This window comes from Streptomyces mexicanus (assembly GCF_902506575.1).
GTDB classification, from domain to species: Bacteria; Actinomycetota; Actinomycetes; order Streptomycetales; family Streptomycetaceae; genus Streptomyces; species Streptomyces mexicanus.
Genome location: NZ_LR732607.1, coordinates 1 through 4,796, shown reverse-complemented (window position 1 = coordinate 4,796; position 4,796 = coordinate 1). Strand labels below are relative to the sequence as shown.

At 73.8% G+C, this 4,796-nt stretch carries 2 protein-coding genes and 1 pseudogene; 2 read left to right on the top strand and 1 reads right to left on the bottom strand.

Annotated features, from left to right (window positions below; genetic code table 11):
- On the top strand, window positions 1-2,811 hold a 2,811-nt coding region (locus GV126_RS33160), incomplete at its 5' end, for an acetyl-CoA carboxylase family protein (RefSeq protein ID WP_159674774.1).
- Between the two features lie 53 nt (window positions 2,812-2,864).
- On the top strand, window positions 2,865-4,574 hold the full coding sequence (locus GV126_RS33155) for an AMP-binding protein (RefSeq protein ID WP_159674773.1): 1,710 nt from the start codon (window positions 2,865-2,867) through the stop codon (window positions 4,572-4,574).
- Window positions 4,575-4,676: 102 nt separating this feature from the next.
- Here the strand turns inward: GV126_RS33155 and GV126_RS37805 are convergent.
- Window positions 4,677-4,796 (bottom strand): annotated as a pseudogene (locus tag GV126_RS37805) (transglycosylase SLT domain-containing protein); the annotation flags it as partial.

The window sequence follows — 4,796 nt, the reverse complement described above, 5'->3', positions numbered from 1 at the left end:
GGTCTGCGGCCGGGGGCCGGGGCGATGGTCAAGGCGGTCGCGGGCGGCGGCGGACGCGGGATGCGCGCGGTGCGCGACCCGGACGACCTGCCCTGGGCCTTCGAGCGCTGCCGTTCGGAGGCCCGGCGCGCCTTCGGCAGCGACGAGGTCTACGTCGAGCACCTGCTGCCCCGCGCCCGGCACATCGAGATCCAGGTCATCGGGGACGGCACGGGTGCCGTGACCCATCTGGGGGAGCGGGAGTGCACCGTCCAGCGGCGCCATCAGAAGCTGATCGAGGTCGCGCCCAGCCCCTTCCTTCCCGCCGCGACTCGGGAGGCGCTGATCACGTCGGCCGTGACGCTGGCGGCGGCGACCGGCTACCGGGGCCTGGGCACCTTCGAGTTCCTTCTCGACGCCGACCGACCGGACCACTACCGCTTCATCGAGACCAACCCCCGGTTGCAGGTCGAACACACCGTCACCGAGGAACTCACCGGCATCGACCTCGTCGTCGCGCAGCTGCGGGTCGCGCTGGGCGACACCCTGGCCGAGCAGGGGCTGCTGCAGGACGACGTCCCCGCTCCCCGCGGTTTCGCCGTGCAGAGCCGGGTCAACCTGGAGGAGATCGGCCGGGACGGTTCGGCGCGGGCCTGTGCGGGCACCCTCGACGTCTTCGAACCGCCCGGCGGCCCCGGCGTCCGCGTGGACACCTACGGCCGGGCCGGACTGCGGGTGGGCGGGGTGTTCGACTCGCTGCTCGCCAAGGTGGTCACCCGTACGGTGCGCGGCGACTTCGCGGAGGCCGCCGCGCAGGCGGACCGTGCGCTCGGGGAGTTCGCGGTCACCGGCGCGGCGACCAACATCGCGCTGCTGCGGTCCGTGCTGCGGCACCCGGACTTCCGTACGGGGGCGGTGACGACCACGTTCGTCGACGACCGTCTCCGCGAGCTTCTCCCGGCGGGATGGGAGGACCGCGCGGGCAGCGCGGGCGCCGGCGGTGCCGGTGAGGACGCCTGGGTGCGCGCCGCGTTCCGCGGCAGTGTCGTCTCCGTCGAGGTCCGGGCCGGTGACGAGGGGCGGGCCGGCGCTCCGCTGGTCGTCCTGGAGGCGATGAAGATGGAGCACGTCCTGACCGCCCCGGCCGGCGGACGCATCCGCGAGGTCCGGGTGGCCGTCGGAGACGTCGTCCCTGCGGGCCGGGAGCTGGTGCTGCTCGTTCCCGGCGACGTGGCGGGCGGCGCCGCCGCACAGGCCGCCGAGGTGGACCTGGAGGAGATCCGGCCGGACCTGGCCGAGGTGATCGAGCGTCACCGGGTCGGCCTCGACGAGGCCCGGCCCGAGGCGGTGGAACGCCGCAGGCGCACCGGACACCGCACCGCGCGCGAGAACCTGGCCGATCTGTGCGGCCCGGACGGCTTCACCGAGTACGGCGCCCTGGTGATCGCCGCCCAGCGCCGCCGCCGCTCACTGGAGGACCTGATCGCCCACACCCCGGCCGACGGACTGGTGGCGGGCATCGGCCGGGTCAACGGCGACCTGTTCGGCCCCGAGCGCAGCCAGTGCGTGGTGATGTCCTACGACTACACGGTCCTGGCGGGCACTCAGGGGCTGCTGAACCACAAGAAGACGGACCGGATGCTGGAGTTGGCCGGAAAGCGGCGGCTGCCGGTCGTGCTGTTCGCCGAGGGCGGCGGCGGCCGTCCCGGTGACACCGACACCACCTCCGCGTCCGGCCTGGACGTGCCGACGTTCTCCACCATGGCCGGGCTGAGCGGCCTGGTGCCGACGGTCGGCATCGCCTCCGGCCGCTGCTTCGCGGGCAACGCGGCGCTGCTGGGCTGCTGCGACGTCATCATCGCCACCCGCGACACCACGCTCGGCATGGGCGGACCGGCGATGATCGAGGGCGGTGGCCTCGGTCAGTACCGGCCCGAGGAGGTCGGCCCGATGTCGGTCCAGGTCCCCAACGGCGTCGTCGACGTCCTCGTCGCGGACGAGGCGGAGGCCGTCGCGGTCGCCAAGAAGTACCTGGCGTACTTCCAGGGGGCCGTGGCCGACTGGGACTGCGCCGACCAGCGCCGGCTGCGGCACGTCGTCCCGGAGAACCGGGTGCGGGCGTACGACGTGCGCGAGGCGATCACGTTGCTGGCCGACACCGGTTCCGTACTGGAGTTGCGCCCCGAGTTCGGCAGGGGTGTCGTGACGGCGCTGATCCGTGTCGAGGGGCGGCCGATGGGCCTGGTCGCCAACGACCCCGCGCACCTCGGCGGGGCCATCGACAGCCCGGCGGCCGACAAGACGGCCCGGTTCCTGCGCCTGTGCGACGCCCACGGCCTGCCCGTGGTGTCGTTGTGCGACACACCCGGCTTCATGGTCGGGCCGGGGGCGGGGGCCACGGCGACCGTCCGCCACTTCGCCCGGCTCTTCGTCGCCGGGTCCCATCTGCGCGTGCCCGTCTTCTCCGTGGTGCTGCGCAAGGGCTACGGTCTGGGCGCCCAGGCCATGGCCGGGGGCAGCTTCCGCGCTCCGGTCGCCATGGTCGCCTGGCCCACCGGCGAGATCGGGGGGATGGGCCTGGAGGGCGCGGTCCGCCTCGGCTACCGGCGGGAACTGGAGGCCATCGAGGACCCGGACGCCCGGCAGCGGGCGTACGAGGAACTGCTCACCGAGCAGTACGCCAAGGGCAAGGCGGTCAACGCCGCCGCCGTCTTCGGACTCGACGACGTCATCGCCCCGGCCGACACCCGCCGCTGGATCGTCGACGCCTTTACGCCGTGGGCCACCCGGCCCCGCGGCGAACCCACACGGTCCTGCATCGACACCTGGTGAGCGCCCGCCCGCCGTCCCGCTGCTCGACGTCTCTCGCTCAAGGAGGAGCCGGCATGCACCTCGAGGAGTACCTGGAAGACGTGCGGGCCCGCCAGGCCGGGGTCCGCCCGCCCGGCACCCCCGCGCAGGTCGTCTACCCGCTCGGTGAGATCTCCCTGCCCGACCACGTCGCGCACTGGGCGGTGCACCGGCCGCAGCGCCCGGCGGTCGTCTTCGAGGAGCGCAGCGTCACCTACCGGGAGCTGGACGAGCTGGTCCGGCGCACGGCCGGGTGGCTGGCGTCGGTGGGGGTGCGGGCCGGCGACCGCGTCGCGGTGCACCTGCCCAACTGCCCGCAGTTCGTGGTCGCCATGCTGGCCGTGCTGCGGCTCGGCGCGGTGCACGTACCGGTGAACCCGATGTTCCGCGAGGCGGAGCTGACCTACGAGCTGGCCGACAGCGGTGCCGAGGTCGTGGTCACCCTCGACACGCTGCTGCCGCTGGTGGCGTCGGCGCGAGCGCGGACCGCGGTCCGCGAGGTGCTGGTCACCTCGGCCGGCGAGATGGCCGGCACGGACGAGCAACCGCCGCCGACGGGCGGCGAACACACCGGCGAGCAGGCAGGTGTGCACCCCTGGGCGCGGGCCGTGGCGCACTCCCCCGTCGACGGGCCGCCGGCCGATCTCGACGCGCCGGCCGCGCTGAACTACACCGGCGGCACCACCGGCCTGCCCAAGGGCTGCGTGCACACCCAGCGGCACATGCTCTACACCGCGGCGAGCAGCGCGGGCGCCACACGGTGCCGGGCCGACGGCACCTTCGTCGCCCTGTGCTACATCCCCGTGTTCTGGATCGCCGGCGAGAACCTGGGCATCCTCAACCCCCTCGTGCTCGGCGGGACGTCGGTGCTCATGGCGCGCTGGGACCCGGTGAAGGTCCTCCACGCCGTCCACAGGCACCGGGTGTCGACGATGGTCGGCACGGTGGAGAACTACCTGGAACTGCTCGACCGGCCCGAACTGGCCTGCCTGGACCTGGCCTCGCTGACCGACCCGATGGCCGTGTCGTTCGTCCGCAGGCTCGACACCGAGGTCCGGCATCGCTGGGCGGCGGCCGTCGGCCCCGGTTCGGTGCTGCGCGAGGGCGCGTACGGGATGACCGAGACCCACACCTTCGACGCCACCCCCTACGGCATGGCCGAAGGCGACCGGGATCTGCGGTCCGAGCCGGTCTTCTGCGGTGTGCCCGTGCCGGGGACGGACATCGCGGTGGTGTCCTTCACCACCGGTGAGCCGCTGCCGCTCGGCGAGGTGGGGGAGATCGTCGTCCGCAGCCCCTCGGTCATGACCGGCTACTGGAACAATCCCGAGGCGACCGCCCGGCAGCTGCGCGACGGCTGGCTGCGCACCGGGGACAACGGCCGGCTCGACGAGGACGGCTGTCTGCACTACCTCGGCCGCGACAAGGACATGATCAAGGTCAAGGGCATGAGCGTGTTCCCCGCCGAGGTCGAGGCCCTGCTCGGCAGCCACCCCGACGTGTGCACGGCCGCCGTCGTCGCGGCCGACGACGCCGTCCGCGGCCAGGTGCCGGTGGCGTTCGTCCGGCTGCGCGCCGGCGCCACCGCGGACGCCGCGGCCCTGCGCGCCTGGGCGCGCGAGAACATGGCGCCCTACAAGGTGCCGCTGGTGGAGGTGGTCGACGACTTCCCGATGACGGCCACCGGAAAGATCAGGAAGGTGGAACTGGCCGAGCGGGCCCGGCGGCTCGGCGAGCCGGCGTGACCCACGGCGCCGCGCGCCCACGGGCAACGCCCGCTCCTGGGTCCGGTCGACGGACGGAGCGGGCGCGCTGAGCCAAAGCCGCTGCCGCGGCGGACCGTCTGCTCAGTAGGCGGAGTTGACGTGGTCGATGGAGCCGTAGCGGTGGGCGGCGTAGTTGGCGGCGGCGGTGATGTTGGCGACGGGGTCGGTGATGTTCTGGGAGGTGCCGGGGACGTGGTAGGC

What these genes read in the sequence shown, in the direction of transcription:
- GV126_RS33155 (WP_159674773.1), top strand. Translation starts at nt 2,865, where the DNA reads ATGCACCTCGAGGAGTACCTGGAAGACGTGCGGGCCCGCCAGGCCGGG.